The organism is Mesorhizobium sp., assembly GCF_024509055.1.
In the GTDB taxonomy this organism is placed as follows: domain Bacteria; phylum Pseudomonadota; class Alphaproteobacteria; order Rhizobiales; family Rhizobiaceae; genus Mesorhizobium.
This window is the reverse complement of sequence record NZ_JANINM010000006.1, coordinates 16997-43477: the sequence shown is the minus strand read 5'-3', so window position 1 is coordinate 43477 and position 26481 is coordinate 16997. Positions and strand designations below refer to the sequence as shown.

The following is a 26481-nucleotide window of genomic DNA, read 5'->3' as shown; positions in this document are numbered from 1 at the left end:
GGAACGGCAATGACCATTCTGTTCTATGATCTCGTCGGCCACGACGCCCAACGCCCCTTCAGCCCGCATTGCTGGAAGGCGAAGATGGCGCTGGCCCACAAGGGGCTCGACGCCACCAAGGTGCCGACGCGCTTCCTGGAAGTACCCAAGGTCGAAGGCGGCGTGTCGAAGACGGTGCCGGTGATCCGCGACGGCGACCGTGTCGTGGCGGATTCCTTCGCCATAGCGCTTTATCTCGACGAGACCTATCCCGACCGGCCGACGCTGTTCGGCGGCGAAGGCGGCAAGGCGACGGCGCGCTTCATCGAGCGCTGGTCGCAACTCACCATCCATCCTTATGTCACGACGGCGGCGCTCACCGATCTGCACCGGATGCAGGACGAGACGAACCGCGCCTATTTCCGCGAGAGCCGCGAGCAGCGGCTGGGCAAGCGGCTGGAAGAGGTGGTGGCCGGCCGCGACGCCGGCCTGGCCGCCTTCCGCGCCTCGCTGGAGCCGCTGCGTTCGACGCTCACCTACCAGCCCTTCATCGGTGGCGCATCGCCGCTGTTTGCCGACTATATCGTGTTCGGAGCGCTGCAATGGGCGCGCGTCGCCTCGCCCTACCGGCTGCTCGACGACGCCGACAGCGTGGCGCAGTGGTTCGAGCGCTGCCTCGACCTGCATGGCGGGATCGGAAGAGAGGTGGCGGCCGCCGCGTAATCTGTGCCCATGCTGCGCTATGAGATGCAAGGCGAAATCTGGGTCTATTCCGGCAAGGGCGGCTGGCATTTCGTGACGCTGCCGGCCGACTTCGCCGCGCGGATCAAGATGGCGATGGCCGGTCTGGCAAGGCCCTGGGGCTCGCTCGGGGTCACGGTCGTCATCGGCAAGACCCGGTGGAGCACTTCCCTGTTCCCGGACAAGGTCTCGGGCGGCCTGCTGCTGCCGCTCAAGTCAGCAGTGCGGCAGCGCGAGAACCTCAAGGCCGGTGACGCGCCGACTTTGACCATCGAGGTCGAGCTTTAGCGGCTACTTTGCGTGTCCTTGTTGATCAGCCTGACGCAGATGGGATCGCCGCGCTCCATGCGCGCGCATTGCCAATCGGGGCCGAAGCCGAAATTCTCGCCGCGCGGAGGATAGAAGAGCAGCGCGAGGACGGCCAAAGCGAGAACAACAGCCGTGAGCAGAATGCCGGCAAAATCGCCGTCTTTGAGACAGGGCCTGCGCATCGCATCGGCGTCCGCCGCGAGGCTCGGTATCCGTATTCAGCTCCCGCAGCCGTCTAATTATCCCGCAAATGTAGGCCGTTGACCAGACGCCGCCTCCCCTTGGCAAGGTGCGAAGCGGCCTGTATAGAGCCCGCCACTCCAATTTCCTCTCTCCAACAAGGACGACCTTATGGCGATCGAACGCACCTTCTCCATGATCAAGCCGGACGCGACCAAGCGCAACCTGACGGGCGCCATCACCAAGATGCTGGAAGACGCGGGCCTGCGGGTCGTCGCATCGCGCCGCGTGTGGATGAGCCGCCGCGAGGCGGAAGGTTTCTACGCCGTCCACAAGGAACGCCCCTTCTTCGGCGAGCTGGTGGAATCCATGTCGTCGGGCCCGACCATCGTGCAGGTGCTGGAAGGCGACAACGCCATCGCCAGGAACCGCGAAGTGATGGGCGCGACCAACCCGGCCAGCGCCGCCGAAGGCACCATCCGCAAGGTCCACGCGCTGTCGATCGGCGAGAACTCGGTGCACGGCTCGGATGCGCCCGAGACCGCCGCGCAGGAGATCAAGTACTGGTTCTCGGACACCGAAATCGTCGGCTGAGCCGGTATAGTCCCGATAGAAAACGAAGGCGGCCCCGGATTTTCCGGGGCCGCCTTTTTTAACCTGGGTGAATGCGCAGCCGGCAGAAACACCTATGGTTGCGCCGTTGGCGATGGGCGCTCACCGTTTATGCGAGCATCTGTTGCGTGACTTCCGTCCCACCAGCGGAGGATGCGATGATCAGTCCGCATGTTTCCAAGAGCGGCGTCGCTTATCCAGGCGATCTCGCTCTGCTGAAGCGTATCTATGACGAGGTCTGCGAGGAACGAGGACTTGTCCCCGGCAGCCCGGAAGCGTCGGATCTGGCCATCGAAGCCATGAAGCTGTTTTCCGCCGGCATTTTTGACGAGGACGCGATCAGCCGGCGCCTGCGCAAACGCTGACCGGACAGCAGCCGATCAGTCGCCGTCGCCGTAGCGGATAACCTCGACCTTTTCCCTTGTGATCAGGCAGCTGTTGGTCAGCGCCTTCAGCTGCGGGATCAGCGCGTCGATCTTCTCCGGCGCGTCGACGATCTCGACGACGATGGGCAGGTCCTGCGACAGGCGCAGGATCTTGGCGGTGTGGAGCACGCTCGAGCGGCCGAAGCCGAGCGGGCCTCTCAGCACGGTGGCGCCGGCCATGCCGGCCTCACGCGCCTTCATGACGATCGCCTCGTGCAGCGGCCTGCCGTCGGCAGACCTGTCGTCCTCGCCGAAGAATATCCTGAGCAACACGCACTGGCTGGGAAGTTCCATGGTCTTCCTCCGCGATCATGTGCTGGCCGGCAGGCGGTTCAGCCTGGCGGCCATGAGATAGCCCAGCCAGGCGGCCGCCAGCGACAGCACCACCACACTGACAAGATAGGTCGCGGCAAGCCCGAGGTCGCCCTCCAAAAGCAGAATGAAGGTGTCGAGGCTCATGGCCGAGAAGGTCGTGAGGCCGCCGCAGAAGCCTCCGGTGACGAACTGGCGGCCGGCAGGCCCGACCATCAGGCGGCCGTCCGGACGGGTCAGCGTGGCGAAGAACATGATCACCCACGAGCCGACGACATTGACGAAGGCGGTGGCGTAGAGCGCGTTCAGGCCAAACCCCGAGACGATGACGTAGCCGGACAGGAAACGCGCCAGCGAGCCGATCGCGGCACCGCAGCCGACCGCCATGTAGAGCCGCAATGCCTGCCTTTCATTTCCGGACATTGCGCCCTACCCCGCCATCCGCATGACGGCCCAGAAGCCGGCCGCGACGGCCAGCACGCAGAGCGCCGCCGAGGCGACAATGTTGAAGGCGGCCAGCCGCCTTTCGCCGTCGAGCGCGAGGTTGAGCGTCTGCAGGCAGAAGGAAGAGACCGTGGTGTAGCCGCCGAACAGGCCGACCACGATCAGGTCGCGCACCAGATCGCTGGCGAAGACGCCGCCGACCGCGCGGGCGGCGCCGGCGAAGGCGCCGATGGCCAGCGCGCCGGAGACGTTGACGATCAGCGTGCCCCACGGAAAGGTCTCGCCGACATTGCGGCCGACGAGGCCGGACAGGAAGAAGCGGGATATGCCGCCGAAGAAACCGCCGAGCAGGACCAGGGCGCAAGCCGCAAGGGTCATCGCATCAATGCCTTTCCAATGCGATCCCCTCGAGGGAATCGCCCACCGAGATCAGGCACGATGCGGGCGGCAAAAACAAATCCTGCCGCGCGCAAGCACGCCTGGCAGGAGTCATCAGCCCATAAGGGCGGTTTTGGGGGAACCCCATCCCCATTTTTTGGCGAAGCTAGGCGGTCGCCGCCGCGCGGTCAATCCGTGGGTCAGCGGATCAAGGGCGTATCCCAGAGGTCGCCGAGCAGAGCCTTGAGCTCGTGGAAGCGCCTTTCGCCCAGTTCCTCGGTCCATTCCCGCTCGATATCCAAGAGGATTTCAGCCATCTTGTCGTAAGCGGCGCGGCCGCGGTCGGTGAAATGAACGACCGTCCCACCCCCGTCCTCAGGCGAAGCGCCTCGGCTGATGTAGCCCATCCCCTCCAGCGTCTTGAGCAACTGGTTCATGGCCTGCTTGCTCATGGCGGCGCGCTCTGCAAGCACGCTTGGCCGCATGCCGTCGGGACCGGGATACTGGATCACCGCCATATGCGGCGGGCTCAGGTCCTCGAAACCCGACGCGCGCAACTCCCGGATGAGCTTGCGGTGAATGGCCATGGCTGGCACGCGAAGCAGCGCGCCGATCAGTGGAGGCTTCCTTGGCGGGTCGTCCGAGAACTGAGGCATTGACAGTCCAGTAAATTGAGTTTACTCATTCAGTAAATTCGATTTACCACAAGGGAGGATTAAATGCTAGGGAAAGCCAGCCAGATCCGTGTCAATCCGGCGGAGGAAACTTTCAGCCATGACGGCGTCACCGTGCACTTCCTGCTCACCGGCGAGCAGTCCGGCGGCAGCATCGCGGCTTTCGAGGTAACGGTGCCCGGCTCGAAGCGGTTGCTCGCCCCGGCACACAGCCACGACCACTTCGAGGAAACCATCTACGGGGTTGAGGGAACGCTGACCTGGACCGTCGACGGCCACCCGCACGACGTCGGCCCTGGACAGGCGCTGTGCATTCCGCGCGGTGCGGTGCATCGTTTCGACAACAACGGCATCCACGCTGCCAAGGTGCTCTGCGTGGCGACGCCAGCGGCGATCGGGCCGGACTATTTCCGGGACGCCTTTGCCGTTCTCAACGCGGCCGCGGGCGGCCCACCCGATCGCGCGAAGATGATGGAGATCATGCAGCGGCACGGCCTCACGCCCGCGCTCTGAACCTGGGCGCCATTCCAGGAATGCAAATGACGATTTAGTCGTCCCTGCGCGTCCCCTTCATGCCGACGGAAGGCTGCCCTTTCGCATAGCGGGATCGAGTTCGCTGCCTGGCGGTGGCGGCCTCGAGCGCGTGCGCCGCGATGGTTCCGCGCGAACGAACGCCTGGCAGGAATCATCAGCCCACAAGGGCGGCTTCGTGGAAACCCTCCCATTGGGCAAGCCAATGTCATCGCGGCGGCTCGGTCAATCGTCACCGCATGCTCATCGGCTGGACGGACGACGGGACAAAGCCAAAGCTGGATTGCCGTCGAACGTGGCCAGCGCAGGCGACAGCTCGATCCAGCAACCTGGGCCTGATCCGCCCTGCCTCTGCTCCAGGATGCGCTCGCCGGCGATACGGCCTATTTCGTGGGGATCCTGGTCGATCGAGGCGATGTGCTTACCGGTGAGAAGCGGAATTTCCTTGAGATCAAAGCCGACGATGCCGATGTCGTCCTTGCGGCCGGGCGCAACATCCTCCAGCGCCTTGATCGAACCGACGGCCATGAGGTTGTTGGTGACGAACAGGCAATCGAAGGCCGTCCGTTCCTCCAGAATGCGCCGCATGGCGAGATAGCCGCCATCCACCCGATTGTTGGCATGCTCGATGCGAACGATGTCGAGGCCGCTCTTGCCTTTCGCCGCCTCGACGAAGCCTTGCAGGCGCGCGTCGCTGGTGGGATTCAGCGGGCCGGCGATGCAAACCGCCTTGCGAAAGCCGGCGCCGTCAAGATACCCGGCAGCGAGCGCGCCGCCCGAGAGGTTGTTGGTCAGGATGGTGTCATAGGCGTTGCCCGGCAGGGCCCTGTCCACGACGACCACGGGAATCCCGGCCTCGGCGACCTTCGTCAGGTCGGTCGCGTCCGAGGACGGCGCGATCACCACGCCGCCAACTCGCTCCGCCAGGGCGACATCGAGATAGTGGCCCTCCTTCTCTGGATCGTCATCCGAACTGCCTATGAAGACGCAAGTGTCGTTCGGTCGGCAAACCTGCTCGAGGCCGCGCGCAAGGCGCGTGAAGAAGGTGTTCTCGAAATCGGGCACGATCAGTGCCCACAGATGCGAGGCCGAGGTGCGCATCCGCTGGGCCGTGCGGCTCGGCCGGTAACCGAGCTCCGACACAGAGGCTTTCACGCGTTCGGCCAGATCCTCGCGAACCTTGAGGCCATTGACCACGCGCGACACCGTGGCGGCCGAGACTTGGGCGTGACGGGCGACATCGTAGATGGTGGCAGTCAAATCGATTCCCGACAGCGATGATCGTTGGGGACCGGCCGACTCCAAAAGGGTCGGCCGGTCCTTGTAACTATAAAACATTCACGGCAGCGAAGCCTGAGCAGTCGTTGCTACGGGATTTCAAACAAAACCGAAAATCGTCGCAGCTCGCTTCCCCTGACAAGTCGAAATCCTAGATTTCGCGTGCCGCCCACTTGGCCATGCGTTCCCACATCAGGCCATAAGCTTCCCACTCATGAAGATTACCGCACCAGTGATATACAGGGTCGGTCGTATAGGCAATCGAACGTCCTTTGCCGACTTCGGTCACCGCCATGAACACGTCACCGCGCACTTTCATCAGCACCTTGGCGTCGGACTTCGCGGTCACCTGATTGTAGCCGAGGATGATGCGATCCTTGTCGAACGCGACGCCCTTCAGAATCGGATGATCGGCCACCGCCACATCCAGGGTGGCGCCGTCCGGAACCTCGATACGATCGTCGATACCGCGCATGATCGTGACGGGCAGCACCGCCTCGATCGGCGTGCCGCCCCAGATGCCCTTGCCCTCGATGCCGGAGAAAGTGGTGTAGCCGCCGGCCATGATGAGGCCGCCGCCGCCCTCGACCCATTTGCGGAAATTGCCGATGCGGTCCGGCCCCATCGGCACCAGGCGTTCGCGGTTGCCCGGCAAGAGCGCGAAGTTGTTGTAGCCGACATCGCTGAGGATGATGACATCCCACTGCGCGAACTGCTCCGGCGTCATCGGAAACTCAGCGCGTATCTTGTCGGCCGGCATGTGGGTGAGTTCGATGCCGGGCCGCGGGCTCAACGCCTCCCGCAGCACGCGCGCCGAATCCCGGTAGTAATTGTGGATGAACGTATCCATGCCTTTCGCCGTGATCAGCGTTTCGGCCTGGGTGTCCCCACAATACAGAATTCGAACTGCCATTTTCATTTCTCCTTGCGGTATTTCGGCGAGCCTTCAATTGCTCGGCTGGTTGAAGCGCAGCCCGTCATTGACGGTGATCTTTTCGAGGCCATTGGCCTGCATGCCCCATGCGGTGAGGATCTTCTCGTAGCTGCCGTCGGCCTTCATCGCGCTCAGCGCCGCCTGCACCGCGTCGCGCAGGCCGCTGTCGGACTTGCGGAAAGGCATGGCGTTGTAGCCGGTGCCGTACTGCTCGAAGGCGAGCACTTCGAGGCCCGCGGCGTCAGGCGACGTCTGGATCACATAGGCCGCGACGCCATACTGGTACATGGTCGCGTCGGCGCGCTTGGTGCGGACCTGAAGCAGCGCCTGGTTGATGTCCTGAAAGACCTGGATGTCGATCTTCTTGTCGGCGCACTTGCCGTCCTGCTTCTCGACGAGCCCCTGCATGACCGAGCCCTGCAGCACCGCGACATGCCTGCCGCACAGGTCGGCTATGGTCTTGATCGCCAGCGGGTTGCCCTTCAGCACGACGATGGCGTTGCCGTCCGTGGAATAGTCGACGAAGTCCAGCTTCTGCTCGCGCGCCGGCGTGTCGCCCATGCCGGTGAGCGCAGTGTCGAAGCGCTTGGCCTCGATCGCCGCGATGATGCCGGGGAACTTCACGGCCGACCATTCTGCCTTGAGGCCGAGCTTGGCCGCGACGGCGTTGCCGAGATCGATGTCGGAGCCGATCAGCGTCTGGCCATCGGCCTGGTAGTAGGTGTAAGGCGGCGAACTGGGATCGGTCGCGATCTTGAGCGTGCCGCCTTTGAAGGCGTCCGGGACCTTGGCGGCCAGGTCGGCCGCGGTATCGACCGTCAGCGGAGTGCCATTCGGTCCGATCTTCAGATCAGCGGCGCACGCCGCCAAGGTGCCGCCCGCGAGCGCTGATGCGAGGGCTACCGCCCGTGCGACGGTGGAAAGAATGCTCATTGCCGTTCTCCTCTGTTTGCCGCTTGACGCGGTCGGTTGCCCCAGCCCGACGGCCGGTTTTGAACTGCTCAAGCCACCTGCAGGGTCGGCCGATGGGCCGAGAAATGGTGGCGGACGTAATTGTCCCCTCCGCTGTCGATGAGATCGGCGACTGCGACGCCGACCGCCGGCGCCATCTTGTAGCCATGGCCGGAGAAGCCGGCGGCGATGACGATCCGCTCGCTGGCGGGATGGTGGTCGATGATCGGGTGGTTGTCGGTGGTGAAGCCGTCGAGATAGACGCCGGAGCGCACTGGCTCCGGATCGACCCCTTCGAGCAGCGTGCGCGCCACGCGGCGCATGATGGCGGTGTCTTCGTAGGAGACCGTGCGGTCGACGCGGGAAGGATCGATGTTGCTCAGGAAATTGACGGGCGGCATAATCTTGATCGTCCAGCCATCCATCGACGGGAAGCCCGAGTAATCGATTTCTGAAGTGCGCCGGATACACACCGGAAAGCGCTCCGGCAGATAGGCCGCGACATCGTCGACCCCGAACCAGGTGCCGACGAGACGCCGGGCGATGAATTGCGGCGAAGCACCTTCGATCGGCCGCGTGCCCCAGGCGCCGCATGTGACGACCGCTGCATCGAAACGCTCGGTGTTGCCGGCGACGGTGATCGCCACGCCGTCCGCCTCGGGCACGACGCGCTCGACCGCCCGGCCCTGGTGCAAGGTAGCCCCCGCGGCCTGTGCGGCTCTAACGGCTGCCCTTACGCCCAGTTCGGGCCGCAGCAGGGCGCCGTCGGTGTCGAGCAGGGCGAACTCGCCGCCGTCGAGTCTGTGCTGGGGAAAGCGCCGGCGAAGCTCGTGCTCGTCGAGCACCTCATGGCGCACGTCATGCTCGCGCGCGCCATCGATGGTTCCATCGAGCCAATCGGCGCCGCGTTCGCCGATGTAGAGGCAGCCGATCGGAAAATGGAACTTGCGATCCGAAGTCGACTGCAATTCCCGCCACAGCTCGAGCGAGCGCTTGAGGAGCGGGATGTACTCCTTGCCCTCACGGTAGGCGAGACGGAAGATGCGGGACTCCGCCCCGTGCGCGCTGGTGTCATGTGGCACGCCCATGCGGTCGAAGCCGACAACGTTGTGCCCTCGCCTGGCCAATTGCCACAGCGCCATGCTTCCCATCGCGCCGACACCAACGACGGCAATCTTCCTGGCTTTCATTCCGCTCACTCTGCTTGCCTGCGGTGCAGGCTGCTCCTCATTTGATCTTCGACAGGAATGCCTTGGTGCGCGGCTCGGACGGCTGGCCGAGAACCTGCGCCGACTGGCCCTGCTCCACGATGCTGCCGCCGTCCATGAAGACGGTGCGGTTGCTGACCTCACGCGCGAAGCCGATCTCATGGGTGACCACGACCATCGTCATGCCCTGCCCCGCCAGGCTCCCCATCACCGACAGCACCTCGTGCACAAGCTCCGGGTCGAGCGCCGAAGTCGGCTCGTCGAACAGCAGCACCTTCGGATCCATGGCCACCGCCCGGGCAATCGCGACGCGCTGCTGCTGACCGCCGGAAAGCTGCGACGGGCGATGGCCTGCGAAGCGATCCATGCCAACCGAGGCAAGCACCGAGAGCGCCCGTTCACGCGCCTGCTGCCGGGGCATGCGCTTCACCAGCCTCAGCGCCAGGGCGACATTGTCGACTGCCGTCAGGTGGCCGAAGAGATTGAAGCGCTGGAACACCATGCCCATGGCGGCGCGCTGCCGGGCAAGGACGGCTGAAGGAACCTCCCAGAGAACGCCATCCAGCTCCTGGCAGCCGACGCGCTCGCCCTCGACCCAGACGCCGCCGGCATCGGGTACTTCGAGGAAGTTGATGCAGCGCAGGAAAGTGCTCTTGCCTGACCCCGACGGCCCGATGATGCAGACGACCTCGCCACGGTCCACGTCGAGCGAGACGTCGGTAAGCACGACATGCGCCCCGAACGCCTTGCCGATGTGACGCGCGCTGAGCGTCGGTTGCATCGCGGTCTCCCTTTCCGCCGGGCGCACGGACAACGGAACGACGGTCATGGCTGGACACCGGCGATGACTTCGACCGCGCGGCTATCCCCGAACCGGCGTTCCAGCCAGAACTGCACGGCGGACGCGACGGTGGTCAGCACGAGGTACCAGAGCGAGGCCACGATCAGCAGCTCGATCACCTGGAAATTTCGAGCGTAGATGTCTTCCGTCTTGGTCAGGAGCTCCTGCGCGCCGATGACCGAGACCAGCGAGGTGTTCTTCAGCATGCCGATCGTCTGGTTGGCGGTCGGCGGGATGATGACCTTGAGTGCCTGCGGCAGGATCACGCTGTTCATCACCTGGCGACGGTTGAGGCCGACGCTGACGGCCGCCTCGCTCTGCCCGCTGTCAACCGACTTGATACCGGCGCGCACGATCTCGGCCATGTAGGCGGCTTCGTTGAGGCCAAGCCCGAGCAAAGCAGCCGCGAAGGGCGTCACCAGGCTGTTGATGGGCACCTGCCACGGGCCGATCCCCACCACCGGGAAGACGAGCGCGATGTTGAACCAGAAGATCAGCTGGACGAGGAGCGGCGTGCCGCGGAACACCCAGACATAGAGGGCGGACGCCGCCGACACGGCCGGATAGCGCGAGATCGCCATGACGGCGAGCGCTATGCCCAGGAGCACGCCGACGATCATCGACAGCGCCGTCAGTTCTAGCGTCATGACAAGGCCGTCGAGGATGGCCGAATGGAAGAAGAAGCCGAAAGTAATCTGCCAGTTGATCGCCCCGCTGGCGACGACCCGCAGCGCCAGAACGAACAGCAGCGCGACCACCATGGCGGTGACGGCGGCGCGCTTGCCCCGCCCGAGAGCCCTCGGCCTGCCGGAAAGGAATGGCCGCTCGGGAATATCCTGGGAAACCGTGTTTTTCACGCCAACCTCGCTCAGATATCGATTTCAGACTATTAGAAATCGATATCTTGTCAATTCAGATTCGATCCGCGGCAGATGCGAATCGTGCATCGGCCTCACGGTCTGGCGTGTGCGTGTCCGAACGTCGGCGGGTTAATTGTCGATCCGAGGCGCGGCTTGACCGGGGCCGGCCGTTGCTGTCAGCTCGCGGCGTTGAAGCGCAGGATGTCGCGGCCGTCCTTGTCGGCGATGGTGAGCTTGCCGGCTTCGATCTGGTAGGATGCCGCCCTGCTGAGCGCATCGAACAGCGCCCTCTCCTCGGCCATCACCTTCGGCGCGCAGGCCATGTAGGTCGAGCCGATATCGCCGATGGCGATCTTGTGCCCGTCGACGCTCGCGGTGGCGAAATAGGTGTTGCACGGGCCTTTACCGCCGGCCTTTCCGGCCTCGCTGACGCGGAACGTCGCCTGCGGCTCGGCGATCGCGCCGATGCCGTCGATATACTCGATGAGCCAGCTCTGGTCGTAGAGCGCGGCGGCTTCCGGTTCGATCGAGGGCGCCGCCATCTTCATCACGACGTTCTGCGGCTTGCCGGCGAGCGGATCGACCTGATGGCGGGTGTCGGTGATGAACAACAGACGATCGTCGACGGTGATGCGGGCCTGCAGTGCATAGGTCCTGCCGGCGCGGATCGCCTTGGAATCGAAGCCTATCTCGAATTTGATCGGCACCTGGCCGGCCGGCACCACCTTGCGTTGACCGATCACCGTCGCGGGCGCATCCGCCAGCGAGACATCGGCGAGCTCGACCGAGAGTATGGCGTTGGGCGGCAGCGCGATACGCTCGCGATAGGTCACCTCGCCGACAATCGTCCTTTCGGCGGCGCCGGAGATTTCCGGCACGGCAAGCACGCCGACCACCAGCGGCACCAGCCCGAAGATGAAGAATTCAGCAATCCTGTCCAGCATGACCGTGCTCCGCCAAGCAAATCAAACCGATTTGCAAGGTCCGGAAGGATTGCGGTCATTGAATGGCCGAGACGTGATTTATTCGCCCGATTTCCAGCGGTCCGCAGCCTTGTCGTCGGCCTCCTTGGCCTCGACCCAGCCGCCTGCGGAGCCATCGGCGAGGTGCTCCTTCTTCCAGAAGGGCGCGCGCGACTTGAGGTAATCCATCAGGAAGTTCGCCGCCTCGAAGGCCGCCTGGCGGTGCGACGAGGCCGCCACCACCAGCACGATGTTTTCACCGGGCGCGATCTTTCCGTGGCGGTGGATGACGGTCAGCCCTTGCAGCGGCCAGCGTTCCACGGCCTCGGCGGCGATGCGGCCGATCTCGGCCTCGGCCATACCCGGATAATGCTCGAGTTCAAGAGCCGAAAGCGTGCCCTGCTCGTCGCGGCAAAGGCCGGAGAAAGTGACGACGGCGCCTATGTCGGCGCGGCCCCTGGTCAGCGCGGCGATCTCGGCGGCGACCTCGAAGTCCTCGCGCTGGATGCGGATGGCGGGCACGGCGGCGCCGGCCATCTCAGCCTCCGGTCATCGGCGGAAACAGCGCGATCTCGCGCGCGCCCGCTATCTTCTCGCGGTGGCCGACATGTTCCTGGTTGATGGCGACGCGGATGACGTCGGGATATTGCAGCGCGTTCTCGTATTCCTCGCCGCGCGACTTCAGCCAGCGCAACAGGTCGGCGACCGTCTCGATGCCGGCCGGCAGCTCGACATCCTCTTCGGGCTTGCCGATCCGCTCGCGCACCCAGGCGAAATAGATGAGTTTCGTCGACATCGCGCTTACTCGTCCATGATGTGCTTCAGGCCGGCGCGGAAATAATCATAACCCGTATAGAGCGTCACCAGCGCAGCGACCCACAATAGCACCAGCCCGGTCTGCGTGGTGAGCGGGAAGATCTTGTCGCCGGCAGGGCCCGCCAGCAGGAAAGCGATGGCGACCATCTGGATCGTGGTCTTCCATTTGGCGAGCTGCGTGACCGGCACCGACACTTTCAAGGCGGCCAGATATTCGCGCAGGCCCGAAACCAGGATCTCGCGGCACAGGATGATGATCGCCGCCCAGAGCGACCAGCCGGCGATGCCGGCATGGCGGTCGGTGTCGGCGGCAAGCAGCAGAAGGCAGGTCGCGACCAAAAGCTTGTCGGCGATCGGGTCGAGCATCTTGCCGATGTTGGAGGTCTGCTGCCAGGCGCGCGCCAGATAGCCGTCGAAGTAATCCGTGATGGAGGCCAGCAGGAAGATCACCAGCGCCGACCAGCGGGCGAAATCGGAAGACTTCAGATGGCCCTCGAGAAAGAAGCACAGCACAACCAGCGGCACCGCGATGATGCGGGCATAGGTCAGGATGTTCGGTAGGTTGAACGCGCGCTGGGCCATGTCTGATCGGGAACTCTTTCCACTTCAGGTACTCAAATCAGAAGCCAATGTGGGGGGTCAACAGCCGAGATTCGATTGGCCAGGGAAAATTGGCGTGAGTTCGGCGCGAGGTTCCCCCTCTGCCCGGCAGGCCAGAGGGGGGTACCTCACGATCAGCTCTCATGAAAATGATTGTAGACCAGCTTCGCCACATGCTCGGAAATGCCGTCGACCTTGACCAGGTCCTCGACCGCGGCGCGGCTGACCGCTTTGGCGGTACCGAAGGCGAGCAGCAGCGCGCGCTTGCGGCCGGGACCGATGCCGGCGATCTCGTCGAGCGGGCTTTTCACCATCTCCTTCTTGCGGCGGGCACGATGCGAGCCGATGGCGAAGCGGTGCACCTCGTCGCGCAGGCGCTGGACGAAATAGAGCACCGGATCGCGCACCGGCAGCATGAAGGAGTCCCTGCCCTTGACGAAGAAGCGCTCGCGACCGGCGTCGCGGTCCGGTCCCTTGGCGATGCCGATGGCGACGACCCGGTCCTCGACGCCAAGGTCCGAGAGAATCTGGCGCACCGCCGTCATCTGGCCCTGGCCGCCGTCGATCAGGATCACGTCGGGCCAGGCCGGAAAGCCGCCATTGCCGCCGACCAGATCGTCGCCGCCATCGTCTTCCGTGTCCGCGCCCGGCTGGGCGTCGCCATGCTCGCGCAGCAGTCGCGAGAATCGGCGCTGCATCACTTCGCGCATCATGCCGAAATCGTCACCGGGCGTGATCTCGGTCGAGCGGATGTTGAACTTCCGGTACTGGTTCTTCACGAAGCCTTCGGCACCGGCGACGACCATGGCGCCGACCGCATTGGTGCCCATGATGTGCGAGTTGTCGTAGACCTCGATGCGCGCCGGCGGCTTTTCCAGGCCGAAGGTCTCGGCAAATCCCTGCAGCAGTCGCGCCTGGGTGGAGGTTTCCGCGAGCCTGCGGCCGAGGGCCTCGCGCGCATTCTGCAGCGCGTGGTCGGTCAGGTCCTTCTTCTCGCCGCGCTGCGGCACAAAGATCGCCACCTTGCGGCCGGCGCGGGTGGAGAGCGCCTCGGCCAGCAGTTCCTGGTCCTGCACCGTCTGGGAGAGAAGGATGGTGCGGGCGGGCAGCTTGTCGTCATAGAACTGCGCCAGGAACGATCCCAGCACCTCGGCCGGTTCCAGTGCCGGATCGGCCTTGGGGAAATAGGCGCGGTTGCCCCAGTTCTGGCCGGTGCGGAAGAAGAACACCTGGATGCCGGTCTGGCCGCCTTCCTGGTGGATGGCGAAGACGTCGGCCTCCTCCACCGTCTGCGGGTTGATGCCCTGATGCGCCTGCACATGCGAGAGCGCCGCAAGGCGGTCGCGATAGATCGCCGCGCGCTCGAAATCGAGCTCTTCGGAAGCCTGTTGCATGGCGGCCGAAATCTCGGTCTTCACCTTCTGGCTACGGCCGGAGAGAAAATCCTTCGCCTCCGCGACGAGTTCGGCGTAGCCCTGATGCGAAATCTCGCCGGTGCATGGGCCGGCACAGCGCTTGATCTGGTAGAGCAGGCAGGGTCGCGTGCGGTTTTCGTAGAAGGAGTTGGTGCAACTGCGAAGCAGGAAGGCGCGCTGGAGCGAATTGATGGTGCGCCCGACCGCGCCGGCCGAGGCGAACGGCCCGAAATAGTCGCCCTTGCGCGAGCGCGCGCCGCGATGCTTGTAGATGCCCGGCGAAACATGGTCGCCGGTAAGCAGGATGTAGGGGAACGACTTGTCGTCCCGCATCAGCACGTTGAAGCGGGGCCTGAGCCGCTTGATGAGGTTCGCCTCGAGCAGCAGCGCCTCGATCTCAGTGCGGGTGACGACGAATTCCATCGTCGCCGTCTCGCGCACCATGCGGCCGATGCGGGCGGTGTGGAAGCGCCCCTGCGCATAGTTGGTGACGCGCTTCTTCAGGCTGCGCGCCTTGCCGACATAGAGCACGTCGCCGGCGGCGTTCATCATGCGGTAGACGCCCGGCTGGTTGGGCAGCCGCTTGACGAAGGTCTGAATCACCTCGGCGCCGACCATGCCGTCGGCATCGCCGGCATGCGGCGTCCAGTCTATCGCGGTGAAAGCGAGATCGGGGCCGGCGGGCTCAGCCTCCGGCTCGACGATCTCCTCGGCCGCCTCGTCCTCGATATCGATGTCGGGCGGCAGATCGTCGGCGGCGCCGTTGCGGTTGTGTTTTTGGGCAGGACTCATTCCACCATGCCTGTCACATCCGGCGTCTGCCACGCAAGATGCTGGCCGCCGTCGAGCGCGATCATCTGGCCGGTGACAGAGCGCGCTTCCCAGAGGTAGCGGATGGTGGCGCCGAATTCCGGCAATTGCGGGCCGCGCTTGAGGATCAATCCTTCGACCTGCTTGCCGAAATCGTCGTCGTCCTGGCGCTTGTTCTTGAGCGTCGGGCCGGGGCCGATGGCGTTGACGCGAATGCGGGGACCAAGCGCCTGCGCCAGCATCTGGGTCTGCGTCCACAAAGCCGCCTTCGACAGCGCATAGGACAAGTAACGCGGCGTCGGCCGCCAGACGCGCTGGTCGATGATGTTGACGATCAGCCCCTCCTCGCCTTCCGGCAGGGCACGGGCAAAATTCTGCGCCAGCAAGGCCGGCGTCTTCACATGGATGGCGAAGTGACGATCCCAGGCCTGCCAGTCGAAATCCTCGACACTGTCATCGACGAACAGGGAGGCGTTGTTCACAAGGAGCGTGACCGGCCCGAGCGCGGCCTCCGAACGGCCGACGAGATCGCCGACAGCGTCCATGTCGGTGAGGTCGGCGGCAATAACTGTGGCGCGGCCGCCCTCGTCCTTGATGCGGCTGGCCAGGGCTTCGGCCTCCGTGCCTGAGCGGTTGGCATGGATGGCGACGGCGAAACCGTGCGCGGCGAGGTCCTCGACGATCGCCTTGCCGATCCGCTTCGCCCCACCGGTTACCAGCGCCACGCCAGCGGCTTGTCTCATCTTGTCAATCCTCAATCGGCTTCACGATTCTGCGAAGCCGGCACAATATGACGGGCCAAACGTTAAATGCCATTTCCACCTGCGGCGGGAATGTGGCGAAGCGGTCTCGACGCGCTTTCACCTTGCCCGGATTCGGGCACGTCATACCGCAATATATGATGCTGCACCCCTTGAACCAAGCGGTGTGCAGCGCAACATGATTAGCCTGCTGACATTCGCTGTTGCGAAGATGCAACGTCAAGGTTCCGCCTTATTGGTGCCGGGGAATGACCCAAGTTCAGGTTCGCTGCCGCCGCATTTCAGCACGACATTTGGAACCGTTGAGCGCCAGGCCCGTTTATCCCCCCGGACGGGCCGGGGCGTTCATGAACAAACAAGCCTAAGTGTCTTGTGGCTTAAGGAGTAAAGAATAATGCAAGCCAATCTCAAGTTTGCGCGGCCCATCGCGGTTGCGCTCGGGCTCTTCGCCCTCGGCGGTACCGCTTATGCCGCGGACGTGGTTCAGGAAGAGCCGCCGGCACCCGCTCCGGTTGCTGAACTGCCCGTCGCTTCGTGGGCCGGCCCGTATGCCGGTCTCAGCGTCGGCTACGGCTTCGGCGGCCACGCCAATGCCAAGGATGCCGGCACCAATATCGGCACCAAGGGCTTCATCGGCGGCGTCTTCGGCGGCTACAACTGGCAGCAGGAGAACTTCGTGTACGGCGCCGAGGCTGATCTCGGCTACAACGGCACCAAGGGTTCCAGCAACGGCATCAGCGCCAAGTCCGGCGTTGAGGGTTCGCTGCGCGCTCGCCTCGGCTATGCCGTGAGCCCGGAAATCCTGCTCTATGGTACGGGCGGTCTCGCCGCCAAGAACCAGAAGATCACGGATGACGTCTCCGGCGCCAGCGAAAGCAAGGGCATGTTCGGCTGGACCGCTGGTGTCGGCACCGACATCAAGATCACCGACAATGTCTTCGGCCGCGTCGAATACCGCTACACCGACTTCGGCAGCAAGGACTTCGCCGATGTGGGCAAGGTCAAGTCGACCGACAACCGCGTCACCTTCGGCGTCGGTATGAAGTTCTAAGTCGTCCAAGCCACGACACGAAAAAGCCGGGCCGCGTGCCCGGCTTTTTTTGTGCCCGGCGTTTGCCGGCCTAAAGCGCGTCGCGTTTGAACGAATTCACGCGACGCGCTTTAAGTCTTTGTTTTGATGCATGTCGTTGTCCCAAAACCGCTGCGCACTTTTGGGCGACATGCATTTGTTTTGATGCATGTCGTTGTCCCAAAACCGCTGCGCACTTTTGGGCGACATGCATTAGTTGCCTCAAACCCGCTTCTTCGCGGATTTGACCTTGGGCGGCAGCGTCTCGACGAAGACCAGCGCGAGATCGAGCCAGCTGGCGAGGTCGGCTTCGCTTGCCGTGCCCTCCGGCGCGACATGGAGGTAGCCCTCCATCGAACGCCCGCCCATCTCCATCGGGCTTGCGTAGGGACGGGCGACGGCCGCCGAATGCCCGTCCTTGCCGACACGCACCAGGAGCCCGCGCTTCGACGTGCCTATCAGCATGTTGCCGTTGATCATGAAGCAAGTGCCGCCGAACATCTTCTGCTCGGTGAAGGCGCGCTTGCCGAGAGCGGCGCGCAGGCGCCCGACCATCGGGTCGGGCTCGATGTTGGTTTTGGCGGCCGGTTTTGCCATGCCTGCCTCCGCGATTGCGTCACGTCAGCCAAGCATGAAAACCAGGGACTTTTCAAGGTGGAGCGCCGGCCTCCCCTTCTCCCCTTGTAGGAGAAGGTGTCGCCGAAGGCGATGGATGAGGGGTGCTCCAGATGCCACCGGCGTCTCACTCCGCTGGAACACCCCTCATCCGTCTCGGCGCTATCGCGCCGATCCACCTTCTCCCACAAGGGGAGAAGGAAAGCACCTTACCCCGGCACGCACCCTTTCAACTCCGGGAACTTCTCGTCGAAGCGAGCGGCCCAGCGCACGAGCCGGCTGCGGCCCTTTTCCCACTGGCCGCCGAAGCGTAGCGCGAGATAGCCGAGGCACGCGCGCAGCGCCATGTGGCCGGCGGTGATCTTCTTCGGCAGCTTCGGCGGATTGGCGTTGAGCAAGTCGAGGGCGGCGGTGATCTTCGCCCACTGGCGGTCGAGCCAGGGCTGGTAGATCATTGCCTCGGGACGCGTGCGCCGCTCATAGACCATCGACAGCGCGCAGTCGCATATGCCGTCGGCCGTCGCTTCCAGCACCTCCGCCTCGAGCCGCTTGTCGGCGTTGCGCGGGAACAGCGCGTTCTTCGAAACGCGGTTGAGATGCTGGGTGATGGCGCGGCTGTCGTGCACCGTGCGGCCGTCATCCAAGACCAGAACAGGGATCTTGCCGAGCGGATTGGCAGCGATGAGGTCGGCCGGCTTGTCCTCTGTCTTGACCGGCTCGAGCTCGATCGCGATGCCGGCATAGGCCGCCGCCATGCGCACCTTGGAGCTGTAGGGAGAAGTGGAGGCATAGAGCAGCTTCGGCATGATCGGTTCCCTGATTGTTTGCGCAGTGTTGGCCGATCACGGCCTGCAGGGCAACAGCCAGCGGGGCGAAACCGCGCGGCCAATGCAATGCAACAGCTCTTCAGAGCCAGGAAACAAAAAAGCTCCCGGAAATTTGCCGAAGGCAAGTCCGGGAGCTTTTCAAAGAGGAGCCAGTGCTCCGACTTCGCCGGCTGTCACGCCGAACCGGCGAGAGGGGCGCCAGCGGCACCCACCCTCACCTGTCGGGGTTCGCGAGCGAAGCTACACAATTACTTCTTGGCCGGCGCCTTGGCGGCTGCCTTCGGCTTCGCCGCGGGCGCCGCCTTCTTCACAGCTGCCGGTGCCTTGGCGGCGGCTGCCTTCATCGGCGCCTTGGCTGCGGGTTTCGCCGCGGCCTTCGCGGCCGGCTTTGCCGCCGGCTTGGCTGCAGGCTTCGCCGCTGCCTTGGCCGGAGCCTTGGCGGCCGCTGCCTTCGGTGCCGCTGCCTTCTTCACTGCTGCAGGTTTCGCCGCTGCCTTCGCGGCCGGCTTGGCCGCAGGCTTCGCCGCTGCCTTGGCCGGAGCCTTGGCGGCCGCTGCCTTCGGTGCCGCTGCCTTCTTCACTGCTGCAGGTTTCGCGGCAGCCTTCGGTGCCGCTTTCTTTGCCGGCGCTTTCGCCGCCGGCGCCTTGGTTGACTGCTTTGCCATGCGATGCCCCTTGCGTTCTGCCGATGGCCGTGAGTGACCCGGCGTGCTCATGCATATCTGACTCGCGACTGTCTAGCCAGCGAAGCAACACAATGATTTTTAGTTATTGAATTTTGGTTACATAAAGGCCTGCGGCAAGCGCATCGACAAAAAAATCGACATCGAATCTTCCGTTTTCCAAGTGCAGACGCACCATCCAGAATTCAGGACGCGCTCTATCATCGGATCATCCAGCCGCCCTCGCATCGAACTTGATCTCGAATGTGAGCACAGCGCTCATAATAGACTAAGGCGACGAGTTCATCTGTTTGATCTTGTCCAACCGGTGCATCTACAGCTCAAACCGGGGCCGCGGCCGACGCATGCCTTGACAAAGCTTGGCCCGTGGAAACTGAGCTTAAAGCTCACATTAACAAGGACAGATCAGGCCTCGACCGGCGATCGCTCCACGTGCATCCGGCGCGACGGATCGGCCCGGTGCAGATGGACCGCGTAGGTGTCCCAGGGCGGCGAGACCGCGATCCCGGCCAGAATGCGGCCGACCTCGCCGCGATGATAGCCGCCATGCAGGACTACATGGGTGAGCATCTCCTGTCTGGTCATGCAGCCTTTGTCGCCATCGGTGAAGGTGAAGGCGACAGGCTCCAAAAGCCGGTGCTCGCCAAGGGTTTCGAGATAGTCGAGATACCAGCGGTCGCCTGCCGCCACGGCCGCGCGCAGCTCGGCCGGCTCAGGCGTTTCCTCGGTGTTGTCGCTTGCATAGCCATGGGCAGTCCCGGCCAGATGAGCCGCGAAGATACGCGACACGACGTGGATGTGGTTCATCAGGCGGAGCGCGGCATGCCGTTCCTTCTCGTGCCGATGCCTGTCGAGGCTGGCGAGTTTCTCCAGCAGTTCATCATTGGCCCAGGCCTGGTAGACAAGGAGGCTGCGCAGCAAGGTCGAGGCGCTCATTTCCGGCTCCGTTGCTTTAATCGCGAATGTGAGTATCTTGTTTATATTCTCAGCAAGGCCGGCCGCCATGTCTACTCGCATTGCAAAGCCAGCTCCGCGCATGCGCAAGCAGCCGCGCCAGGCGCGTTCGATCGCGACCGTCGAGGCGATAATTGAAGCCGGTGCTCACGTTCTGAGCGAGGCCGGCTGGGCGGGCTTCAGCACGAACAAGGTGGCGGAGGCTGCCGGCGTCAGCATCGGCTCGCTCTACCAGTATTTCCCCGACAAGCTTGCCCTGGTCGAGGCGATCCGCCGCCGCCACTTCGACCATGTGCTGTCGGTCATCCGCGACGCGGCCGCCGAACAGAAGCCGCTGCGGCAGTTCGCGCGCGAACTGGTGCGCGGCATGATCGCCACGCACAGCGTCCATCCAACGCTGCACCAGGTGCTGCTCGACGAGGCGCCTAGCGACCGCGGCTCGCGCGCCGCGCATGCTTCGTTCCAGTCGCGTTATCTCGAACAGTACGCGGCGGCGGTGGCGCAGTACCGCAAGCGCCTGAAGGACACGCAGACGGTGGCGCGCGTGCTTTCGTCGGCGATCGAGGGCGTGATCCACAATGCGGCGCGCCGCAACATGCTCGACGCCCCGGAATTGCAGAAGCAGCTCGTCGAGCTGATCTCGGCCTATCTGTCGGGCGCCAGGACAGTCTGAGGTTTCCGGCTCGAACTTTTTTGTTCGCCCGCTTTGTCGATTCCGCCAAACACCGTTCGTCGTATGATCGCAACCAACTCAACGAGAGGAAGATACCCATGCGTTTCATGATGCTGATGATCCCCGGCGGCTACGCCACCGCGGCGCCCGATGTCATGCCCAGCGCCAAGGCTGTGGAACAGATGATGAAGTACAATGAGGAGCTGAAACGGGCCGGCATTCTGCTCGCGCTCGACGGGCTGCATCCGCCTTCCGCCGGCGCAAGGGTCAGCTTCAAGGGCGGCAAGCCGACCGTCACAGACGGCCCTTTCGCCGAGGTCAAGGAGGTGCTGGGCGGCTACTGGATGATCGACGTGCGCTCGCGCGAGGAAGCCATCGAATGGGCCCGCCGCTGCCCCGCCGGCGAGAACGACGTCATCGAGGTCCGCCGCGTCCAGGAGATGAGCGATTTTCCGGAAGACGTGCAGAAGGCGGCCGAAGGCTTCAACGAGATGAAGGGTTGACTGCCACCGCGACCATCGAAGCGGTGTGGCGGATCGAGCAGCCGAAGCTCGCCGCCAGGCTCGCCCGCCATCTGCGCGATATCGGGCTGGCCGAGGAGGTGGTGCAGGATGCTTTCGTGACAGCGCTCGAGCGCTGGCCTCGCGAGGGCATCCCGCACAATCCGGCCGCATGGCTGACGCGGGTCGCCACAAACCGTGCGCTAGACCGGTTGCGCCGCACCACGCTCATCGACGGCAAGCATCGCGAGCTGGCGATCGACATGGCCGCGTTAGAACGCGAGGTGCCGGACATCGAGGCGGCGCTCGACGAAGACATCGGCGACGACCTGCTACGGCTGATCTTCACCGCCTGCCATCCGGTGCTGCCGGCCGAGCAGCGCGCGGCCCTCGCCTTGCGGCTGCTGGGCGGGCTCTCGACGCCCGAGATCGCCCGCGCCTTCCTAGTGCCCGAGGCAACCGTCGCGCAGCGCATAGTGCGCGCCAAGCGGGCGTTGCGCGATGCCGGCATAGCTTTCGAGACGCCGCGCGGCGTGGAGCGCCGCGAACGCCTCGGCGCGGTGCTGGAAGTGGTCTACCTGATCTTCAACGAAGGTTATGTGGCGTCGGCGGGATCCGACTGGCTGCGCGCGGACCTCAGCGGCGAGGCGATGCGGCTTGGACGCTTGCTGGCCGCGCTGATGCCGGACGAGCCTGAGACACTGGGACTGATGGCGCTGATGGAACTCAGCGCCTCGCGTTTTGCCGCCCGCACCGACAAGTCCGGCAATCCGATCCTGCTGCTCAATCAGGACCGCGGCCGCTGGGATTGGTCGCTGATCCGTCGCGGCCTCGACAGGTTAAACCGCGCGATGGCGCTGACGACGACGCCCGGCCCCTTCCTGCTGCAGGCGATGATCGCCGCCTGCCACGCCCGCGCCGCGACCGCCGCCGACACCGACTGGATCGCGATTGCCGCCTATTACCAGGCGCTCGCTCTGGCCGCGCCCTCGCCCATCGTCGAAGTCAACCGGGCGGTCGCGGTCGGCATGGCGTTCGGGCCGGCGCAGGGGCTGGCGGTGGCCGACGCGCTGAGGGGCGAGCCGCGGCTCAAGGACTCGCATCTGCTGCCCACGGTGCGTGGCGACCTTCTGGAAAAGCTCGGACGGACAGACGAAGCCAGGGCGGAGTTTCTGCGCGCCGCCGAGCTGACTGGGAATGACAGAGAACGCGCTTTGCTGCTAGGCCGCGCCGCATCTCCCGGCGTCGGCGGTGGTACCCAGAACTAGCCGTCGATTCAGGAAAATAGGGCCGGCAGGCTGGCGGGGAGCGCCAACCTTGGCGAATAACCAGCCAGCAAATATTACCGAAGAACGCGGCAGCGGCCGTTGTAGACCATCCAGCGGTCGAAGCCGGACACGCAGAACTCGACATTGTCGCCGATCGAGGCAAAGCCCTGGCCTTCCTCGATCAGGTAGAAGATCGAACGGTCGCGGCCGTCCGACAGGCTGACCGTGGCGCGGCAATAGTGGCGGCCGATCGGCCACTCGTCGCTCGCCGCCTGGTAGCGGTGCTGGCGGATGTTGTGGAAGTCCTTGATCGCGACGTTGGGCAGGTGCGGAACATTGTGCACCTGATAGGTGAAGCGGTCGGTGATCCTGCTCAGCACCCAGGGCTGGCCGCAGACGCTGCCATCGTCTCCGCCGTAGCTGGAGAGATCGGCGGCCTGCGCCGCCTGGGTGACGCCGAGCGACGTGCCGAACGGCGTCGAAAGCAAGAGCAGTGCGGCGAGAGCGGAATGGGCGAAGCGAGTCATGTCAGCCTCTCAAGATCGGTTCCACGCACTGTGCGGATTCGCCAGGCAACGGTCAAGCGGTCGCCAAAACAATGGTTTCCGGACTGCTTCGTTCCAGCCGCCATCGATCCTCAGGCCGTCGCTGCGAGCAGCAGGCCGCCGATGACCGCGACGTTGACCAGGAAGGCATTGCGCAGCACCTGTCGTTCCGGCTCCTGCGAAGCCCAGAAGCGCAGCAGCATGAAATTCGCCGCCAGCGTGAAAGCGATGAGCGCGCTGGCGGCGAAAGGCATCGCGATGCCGAGCAGAAGCATGAGCCCGGCGATGATCTGCACCGCCGAGCCGGCGGCAAGCATGGCGGCCGGGGCCGGAAACCGCTGGGTGGCCAGGTAGTCGCGCATCGCCCGGAATTTCACGAAGTGCTCGACCCCTGCGACGACGAACATGCCGCCGATGAGCAAGGCGCCTATCGCCTGGATGGTCTGTACAGGCATGCCCGCCTCCCGGATGGCCTCAGTCCGCGGGGACGAAGGCGGGGTTGTAGACGACCTCCCACAGATGATCGTCGGGATCCTGGAAGTAGCCGGCATAGCCGCCCCAGAAGGTCTTTTGCGCCGGCTTGACCAGGCGCGCGCCGGCCTTGATCGCCTCGGCCATCACCATGTCGACTTCGGCTTCGCTGCCCACATTGTGGCCGATGGTGAACTCGGTCGGGCTGCGCCGCGCCTGAGGGACGCCGGCGTCATAGGCGATGTTGGCCCGCTCGTAGATGGCGAACTTCATGCCGCCGGAGAGATCGAAGAAGGCGACCGCGCCATGCTCGAACTCGCGACCGATGATGCCCTCGGTCGGCAGACCCAGCCCGTCTCGGTAGAATCTCAGCGACGCCTCCAGATCATCGACACCGAGCGTGAGGACGGTGATGCGAGCTTTCATTTCTCTCACTCCTTTCTATAGTCGTGAACGACGCGGATGCGGTTTGGCAAAGGCACGGAGGGCGCCGCGCAACCGCATTCGTTATGGCACGGCCGAAGCGGCCGAAATTGAAGATTTCGGCCAAAGTGCCGGGAGCGGTCTGGGAATGATGGAAGCAGTCCCCCCGCAAACCACCGGCTTCTTCGGGGAAAGGCCTGCCGGCGCGGGTCTGTCCAGCGCGTTTTCGGCGGTCTGGGTCCACCGCATGGAGGATGATGAGGCTCCGCCGATCGTGATCACGCCCGACGCGACCATCGACCTGCAGTGGATCGATGGCCGCTTCCGCGTTGCCGGACCGGACAAGGACCCGCAGATCGAGAGGCCGCCGGCCGGCGCCACGATCATCGGCTTCCGCTTCCGTCCGGGCGCGGCCGCCGGCTGGCTCGGCGTGTCGGCCGGCGAGATCGTCGGCGGGCGGCTGGAGCTCGGCGATCTCTGGGGCACGCGCGCCAGGGAGCTGACGGATCGCATCCGGGCGATGCCAGATCTGGCCGGCATGGTAAGCCAGCTGGAAGCGGCAATCGGGGCATATACGCAAGGGCGCGATGCGCTCGACCGACCGATGGGCAAAGCTTTCGACCTGCTCGATGCGGGCCTGCCGCCCGAGAGGCCGCTGGTTCCCTTCCTGCTCGACCGGCTCAGCGTGAGCGAGCGGACCCTGCGCCGCCGCTTCGAGGACGCCTTCGGCTATGGCCCGAAGACCCTCGACCGCATCCTGCGCTTCCATCGCTACCGGCGCTTGCAGCGGAGAGCCGGCGGCGCCTCGACCGCCCAGTTGGCCATCGAGGCCGGCTATGCCGACCAGGCGCATCTGATCCGCGAAAGCCGGCGTCTGACCGGCGTCACGCCGTCGGCATTGCCATAGAAGAACCCGGGCGCCCTACTCGCCGGCCAGCCATTCGAGCGTCCAGCGCGACGGCTGCTCCACCACGAGCGCCTTGTGCAAGGCCGGCAGCAGCAGGCGCAGTTCGCGTTCCAGGGTGAAGGGCGGATTGACCACCACCAGCCCGCTGCCGTCGAGGCTGGGTTCGCCCGAAGGCGGGCGTATATCGAAGCCGATATCGAGCAGCTTCGGAATGCCGGCCTCCTTCAACGCCGTACGGAAGGCAGCGACCGCCTTGCGGTCCTTGATCGGATACCAGAGCGCGTAGGTGCCGCCCGGCCAGCGCCGGTGGGCTTTTTGCAGACCCTCGACGAGGCGGGCGAATTCTCCCCCCTCCTCGAAGGGCGGATCGATGAGGACGAGGCCGCGCTTCTCCTTCGGCGGCAAATGCGCGCCGAGCGCCAGCCAGCCGTCGAGTTCGATGACCCTCACCTGAAAATCACCGGCAAAGACGCTTTTGAGCCGCGCGGCATCGTCGGGATGCAGTTCGATCGCCGTCAGCCGGTCCTGATCGCGCAGCAGATGGCGGACGATCAAGGGCGAGCCGGGATAGCGGCGGAGGCCGCCGTCGGGATTTTCCAGCCGCACGGCATCCAGATAGGGCTGAAGCAGCGCTGCCGCCTTGGGATCGAGCCCGGCCTCGAAGAGCCGGCCGATGCCGCCCTGCCATTCGCCGGTCTTGCCGGCTTCGACCGAAGCGAGGTCATAGCGACCGATGCCAGCATGGGTGTCGATGACGCGGAACGCCTTGTCCTTCTGCTTGAGGTAGTCGACCAGGCGGCAGAGCACGGCATGCTTGACGACATCTGCGAAATTGCCGGCGTGATAGGCGTGGCGGTAGTTCATGCTGTCTCACCTTTGCGAGGCGTTGCGGCCCCAGCGCGGCGCCGGCGGCTGCGAGTTCGGGTTCCGCGGACGGTCTCCGCCGCGACCGAAGACAAGCGAAAGCACCAGCCCGACAAGGCCGATGCCCATCAACCCGTAGCCGGCCGGCCGTGCCCGCTCATCGATCGAACCGGCGCCGGCGCGCAAGATCAGGTCTACCGCCCGCATGTCGATGCCGCCGGCATCGCCCGGGCCGACCGTGAAGACATAGGCGCCGGGACTGACAGTCCCGATGACGCCCGCCTCGTCGCGAAAGATCTTGCCTGGCAGTTGCGGGCTGGCCTCGCGCGGATTGTCGGTGTGGTTGAAGGACAGCTTCGAGGCCAGCACCGTGCGGCCGCCGCTCGTCGCGGTCAGCGCCAGCACGGTGCGCTGCTGCGAGGCGACGCGCTCGGCCAGCGCGGTGAGGTCGACCAGCACCCTCACCGGCGCATCGTTTGCCGCCAGTTGCACCGTGACTGGCCGGAAACGGCCGCCTTCATAGACCCTGTAGGTGCCGATGGTACTGCCGGAGAAATTGCTCGTCGCCCAGGGGTAGAAGACGCCGATGGCTGCGCCGGCGACAATAAGCAGGATGGACAGCAAGCGCATGGAAGGCCCTGGTTAGTTCTATTGGCCGCTG

At 64.8% G+C, this 26481-nt stretch carries 36 protein-coding genes and 1 riboswitch; of the genes, 10 read left to right on the top strand and 26 right to left on the bottom strand.

The genetic code is table 11. The features are described 5' to 3' along the window. The first annotated feature begins 9 nt into the window (after positions 1 to 9). Complete coding sequence (locus Q0L57_RS00470; RefSeq protein WP_296736263.1) at positions 10 to 702, top strand: glutathione S-transferase family protein; 693 nt, start codon at positions 10 to 12, stop codon at positions 700 to 702. Positions 703 to 711: 9 nt separating this feature from the next. Next, entirely contained in the window at positions 712 to 1008 is a 297-nt protein-coding gene (locus tag Q0L57_RS00465) for a DUF1905 domain-containing protein (RefSeq protein WP_296736261.1), read from the top strand. Here Q0L57_RS00465 and Q0L57_RS00460 read toward each other — a convergent pair. Beyond that, complete coding sequence (locus Q0L57_RS00460) at positions 1005 to 1211, bottom strand: hypothetical protein (protein ID WP_296736259.1); 207 nt, start codon at positions 1209 to 1211, stop codon at positions 1005 to 1007. The genes Q0L57_RS00465 and Q0L57_RS00460 overlap by 4 nt on opposite strands. Positions 1212 to 1380: 169 nt before the next feature. Between Q0L57_RS00460 and ndk the strand changes: the two genes are divergently transcribed. Beyond that, the gene (ndk, locus tag Q0L57_RS00455) at positions 1381 to 1803 is read left to right on the top strand and encodes a nucleoside-diphosphate kinase (protein WP_296736256.1); all 423 of its coding nucleotides are present in this window, start codon (positions 1381 to 1383) and stop codon (positions 1801 to 1803) included. A 176-nt stretch (positions 1804 to 1979) separates the two neighbouring features. Further along, the gene (locus Q0L57_RS00450) at positions 1980 to 2186 is read left to right on the top strand and encodes a hypothetical protein (RefSeq protein WP_296736254.1); all 207 of its coding nucleotides are present in this window, start codon (positions 1980 to 1982) and stop codon (positions 2184 to 2186) included. Between the two features lie 15 nt (positions 2187 to 2201). Here Q0L57_RS00450 and Q0L57_RS00445 read toward each other — a convergent pair whose 3' ends face one another. The 4 genes from Q0L57_RS00445 to Q0L57_RS00430 all read right to left on the bottom strand — a co-directional run bounded on the left by Q0L57_RS00445 (position 2202) and on the right by Q0L57_RS00430 (position 4036). After that, the gene (locus tag Q0L57_RS00445) at positions 2202 to 2540 is read right to left on the bottom strand and encodes a DUF190 domain-containing protein (protein WP_296736250.1); all 339 of its coding nucleotides are present in this window, start codon (positions 2538 to 2540) and stop codon (positions 2202 to 2204) included. A 15-nt stretch (positions 2541 to 2555) separates the two neighbouring features. After that, complete coding sequence (gene crcB / locus Q0L57_RS00440; RefSeq protein ID WP_296736248.1) at positions 2556 to 2981, bottom strand: fluoride efflux transporter CrcB; 426 nt, start codon at positions 2979 to 2981, stop codon at positions 2556 to 2558. A 6-nt stretch (positions 2982 to 2987) separates the two neighbouring features. Further along, positions 2988 to 3380, bottom strand: a complete 393-nt coding sequence (crcB, locus tag Q0L57_RS00435; protein ID WP_296736246.1) for a fluoride efflux transporter CrcB — start codon at positions 3378 to 3380, stop codon at positions 2988 to 2990. Between the two features lie 98 nt (positions 3381 to 3478). Further along, positions 3479 to 3541, bottom strand: a riboswitch (Fluoride riboswitch). 39 nt (positions 3542 to 3580) lie between these two features. After that, a complete protein-coding gene (locus Q0L57_RS00430; RefSeq protein WP_296736243.1) occupies positions 3581 to 4036 on the bottom strand; it encodes a MarR family winged helix-turn-helix transcriptional regulator in 456 nt (151 codons plus the stop codon). A gap of 63 nt (positions 4037 to 4099) precedes the next feature. On the opposite strand from Q0L57_RS00430, the gene Q0L57_RS00425 reads away from it, so the two are divergent. Beyond that, positions 4100 to 4567, top strand: a complete 468-nt coding sequence (locus Q0L57_RS00425; protein ID WP_296736241.1) for a cupin domain-containing protein — start codon at positions 4100 to 4102, stop codon at positions 4565 to 4567. Between the two features lie 261 nt (positions 4568 to 4828). Here Q0L57_RS00425 and Q0L57_RS00420 read toward each other — a convergent pair whose 3' ends face one another. The 12 genes from Q0L57_RS00420 to Q0L57_RS00365 form a co-directional block, all read right to left on the bottom strand. Further along, a complete protein-coding gene (locus Q0L57_RS00420) occupies positions 4829 to 5845 on the bottom strand; it encodes a LacI family DNA-binding transcriptional regulator (protein WP_296736239.1) in 1017 nt (338 codons plus the stop codon). A gap of 169 nt (positions 5846 to 6014) precedes the next feature. Further along, positions 6015 to 6776 (bottom strand): glutamine amidotransferase, encoded by a 762-nt coding sequence (locus tag Q0L57_RS00415; protein ID WP_296736236.1) that lies wholly within the window; start codon positions 6774 to 6776, stop codon positions 6015 to 6017. Between the two features lie 33 nt (positions 6777 to 6809). Next, entirely contained in the window at positions 6810 to 7730 is a 921-nt protein-coding gene (locus Q0L57_RS00410; RefSeq protein ID WP_296736235.1) for an ABC transporter substrate-binding protein, read from the bottom strand. A 68-nt stretch (positions 7731 to 7798) separates the two neighbouring features. Then, entirely contained in the window at positions 7799 to 8938 is a 1140-nt protein-coding gene (gene solA / locus Q0L57_RS00405; RefSeq protein WP_296736232.1) for an N-methyl-L-tryptophan oxidase, read from the bottom strand. Positions 8939 to 8975: 37 nt separating this feature from the next. After that, positions 8976 to 9737, bottom strand: a complete 762-nt coding sequence (locus Q0L57_RS00400; protein ID WP_296736229.1) for an amino acid ABC transporter ATP-binding protein — start codon at positions 9735 to 9737, stop codon at positions 8976 to 8978. A gap of 44 nt (positions 9738 to 9781) precedes the next feature. Beyond that, positions 9782 to 10654: an amino acid ABC transporter permease gene (locus Q0L57_RS00395; RefSeq protein WP_296736227.1), complete on the bottom strand. Its 873-nt coding sequence runs from the start codon at positions 10652 to 10654 to the stop codon at positions 9782 to 9784. A gap of 179 nt (positions 10655 to 10833) precedes the next feature. Further along, positions 10834 to 11601, bottom strand: coding sequence for a YbaY family lipoprotein (locus tag Q0L57_RS00390; RefSeq protein WP_296736224.1), 768 nt, complete (start codon positions 11599 to 11601; stop codon positions 10834 to 10836). A gap of 78 nt (positions 11602 to 11679) precedes the next feature. Beyond that, on the bottom strand, positions 11680 to 12156 hold the full coding sequence (locus tag Q0L57_RS00385; RefSeq protein WP_296736223.1) for a molybdenum cofactor biosynthesis protein MoaE: 477 nt from the start codon (positions 12154 to 12156) through the stop codon (positions 11680 to 11682). 1 nt (position 12157) lies between these two features. After that, complete coding sequence (moaD, locus tag Q0L57_RS00380; RefSeq protein WP_127861528.1) at positions 12158 to 12415, bottom strand: molybdopterin converting factor subunit 1; 258 nt, start codon at positions 12413 to 12415, stop codon at positions 12158 to 12160. A gap of 5 nt (positions 12416 to 12420) precedes the next feature. Then, positions 12421 to 13017 (bottom strand): CDP-diacylglycerol--glycerol-3-phosphate 3-phosphatidyltransferase, encoded by a 597-nt coding sequence (gene pgsA / locus Q0L57_RS00375; RefSeq protein ID WP_296736205.1) that lies wholly within the window; start codon positions 13015 to 13017, stop codon positions 12421 to 12423. Positions 13018 to 13169: 152 nt separating this feature from the next. Then, on the bottom strand, positions 13170 to 15242 hold the full coding sequence (gene uvrC, locus Q0L57_RS00370) for an excinuclease ABC subunit UvrC (protein WP_296736202.1): 2073 nt from the start codon (positions 15240 to 15242) through the stop codon (positions 13170 to 13172). Further along, positions 15239 to 16003: an SDR family oxidoreductase gene (locus Q0L57_RS00365; protein ID WP_296736199.1), complete on the bottom strand. Its 765-nt coding sequence runs from the start codon at positions 16001 to 16003 to the stop codon at positions 15239 to 15241. The genes uvrC and Q0L57_RS00365 overlap by 4 nt, the downstream gene beginning before the upstream one ends. Before the next feature lie 412 nt (positions 16004 to 16415). Here Q0L57_RS00365 and Q0L57_RS00360 point away from each other — a divergent pair, with 412 nt between their 5' ends. Then, positions 16416 to 17072 carry an outer membrane protein gene (locus Q0L57_RS00360; protein ID WP_296736196.1) on the top strand — a complete coding sequence of 219 codons (657 nt, stop codon included), beginning with the start codon at positions 16416 to 16418 and terminating at the stop codon, positions 17070 to 17072. Positions 17073 to 17312: 240 nt separating this feature from the next. On the opposite strand, the gene Q0L57_RS00355 is transcribed toward Q0L57_RS00360, so the two are convergent. From Q0L57_RS00355 to Q0L57_RS00340, 4 genes are all read right to left on the bottom strand, one after another. Beyond that, the gene (locus Q0L57_RS00355; RefSeq protein ID WP_296736193.1) at positions 17313 to 17687 is read right to left on the bottom strand and encodes a TfoX/Sxy family protein; all 375 of its coding nucleotides are present in this window, start codon (positions 17685 to 17687) and stop codon (positions 17313 to 17315) included. Between the two features lie 227 nt (positions 17688 to 17914). After that, a complete protein-coding gene (locus Q0L57_RS00350) occupies positions 17915 to 18511 on the bottom strand; it encodes a glutathione S-transferase (RefSeq protein WP_296736190.1) in 597 nt (198 codons plus the stop codon). A gap of 269 nt (positions 18512 to 18780) precedes the next feature. After that, entirely contained in the window at positions 18781 to 19197 is a 417-nt protein-coding gene (locus Q0L57_RS00345; protein WP_296736189.1) for a hypothetical protein, read from the bottom strand. A 423-nt stretch (positions 19198 to 19620) separates the two neighbouring features. Continuing rightward, a complete protein-coding gene (locus Q0L57_RS00340) occupies positions 19621 to 20151 on the bottom strand; it encodes a DinB family protein (protein WP_296736187.1) in 531 nt (176 codons plus the stop codon). A gap of 100 nt (positions 20152 to 20251) precedes the next feature. Between Q0L57_RS00340 and Q0L57_RS00335 the strand changes: the two genes are divergently transcribed. From Q0L57_RS00335 to Q0L57_RS00325, 3 genes are all read left to right on the top strand, one after another. Further along, the gene (locus Q0L57_RS00335) at positions 20252 to 20842 is read left to right on the top strand and encodes a TetR/AcrR family transcriptional regulator (protein ID WP_296736348.1); all 591 of its coding nucleotides are present in this window, start codon (positions 20252 to 20254) and stop codon (positions 20840 to 20842) included. 98 nt (positions 20843 to 20940) lie between these two features. After that, entirely contained in the window at positions 20941 to 21345 is a 405-nt protein-coding gene (locus tag Q0L57_RS00330) for a YciI family protein (RefSeq protein ID WP_296736184.1), read from the top strand. Continuing rightward, positions 21342 to 22610 carry an RNA polymerase sigma factor gene (locus Q0L57_RS00325; protein WP_296736181.1) on the top strand — a complete coding sequence of 423 codons (1269 nt, stop codon included), beginning with the start codon at positions 21342 to 21344 and terminating at the stop codon, positions 22608 to 22610. Before Q0L57_RS00330 ends, Q0L57_RS00325 begins: the two co-directional genes overlap by 4 nt. Positions 22611 to 22684: 74 nt before the next feature. Here the strand turns inward: Q0L57_RS00325 and Q0L57_RS00320 are convergent, their stop codons facing one another. The 3 genes from Q0L57_RS00320 to Q0L57_RS00310 all read right to left on the bottom strand — a co-directional run bounded on the left by Q0L57_RS00320 (position 22685) and on the right by Q0L57_RS00310 (position 24052). Further along, the gene (locus tag Q0L57_RS00320; protein ID WP_296736178.1) at positions 22685 to 23137 is read right to left on the bottom strand and encodes a hypothetical protein; all 453 of its coding nucleotides are present in this window, start codon (positions 23135 to 23137) and stop codon (positions 22685 to 22687) included. A gap of 110 nt (positions 23138 to 23247) precedes the next feature. Beyond that, entirely contained in the window at positions 23248 to 23610 is a 363-nt protein-coding gene (locus tag Q0L57_RS00315) for a DoxX family protein (protein WP_296736175.1), read from the bottom strand. A 19-nt stretch (positions 23611 to 23629) separates the two neighbouring features. Continuing rightward, a complete protein-coding gene (locus Q0L57_RS00310; protein WP_296736174.1) occupies positions 23630 to 24052 on the bottom strand; it encodes a VOC family protein in 423 nt (140 codons plus the stop codon). A gap of 145 nt (positions 24053 to 24197) precedes the next feature. On the opposite strand from Q0L57_RS00310, the gene Q0L57_RS00305 reads away from it, so the two are divergent. Beyond that, complete coding sequence (locus Q0L57_RS00305; protein WP_296736171.1) at positions 24198 to 24956, top strand: helix-turn-helix domain-containing protein; 759 nt, start codon at positions 24198 to 24200, stop codon at positions 24954 to 24956. A 15-nt stretch (positions 24957 to 24971) separates the two neighbouring features. On the opposite strand, the gene Q0L57_RS00300 is transcribed toward Q0L57_RS00305, so the two are convergent. Both Q0L57_RS00300 and Q0L57_RS00295 read right to left on the bottom strand, forming a co-directional pair. Then, a complete protein-coding gene (locus Q0L57_RS00300) occupies positions 24972 to 25820 on the bottom strand; it encodes a 23S rRNA (adenine(2030)-N(6))-methyltransferase RlmJ (RefSeq protein WP_296736168.1) in 849 nt (282 codons plus the stop codon). 6 nt (positions 25821 to 25826) lie between these two features. After that, on the bottom strand, positions 25827 to 26450 hold the full coding sequence (locus Q0L57_RS00295) for a hypothetical protein (RefSeq protein ID WP_296736166.1): 624 nt from the start codon (positions 26448 to 26450) through the stop codon (positions 25827 to 25829). Between the last annotated feature and the right edge of the window lie 31 nt (positions 26451 to 26481).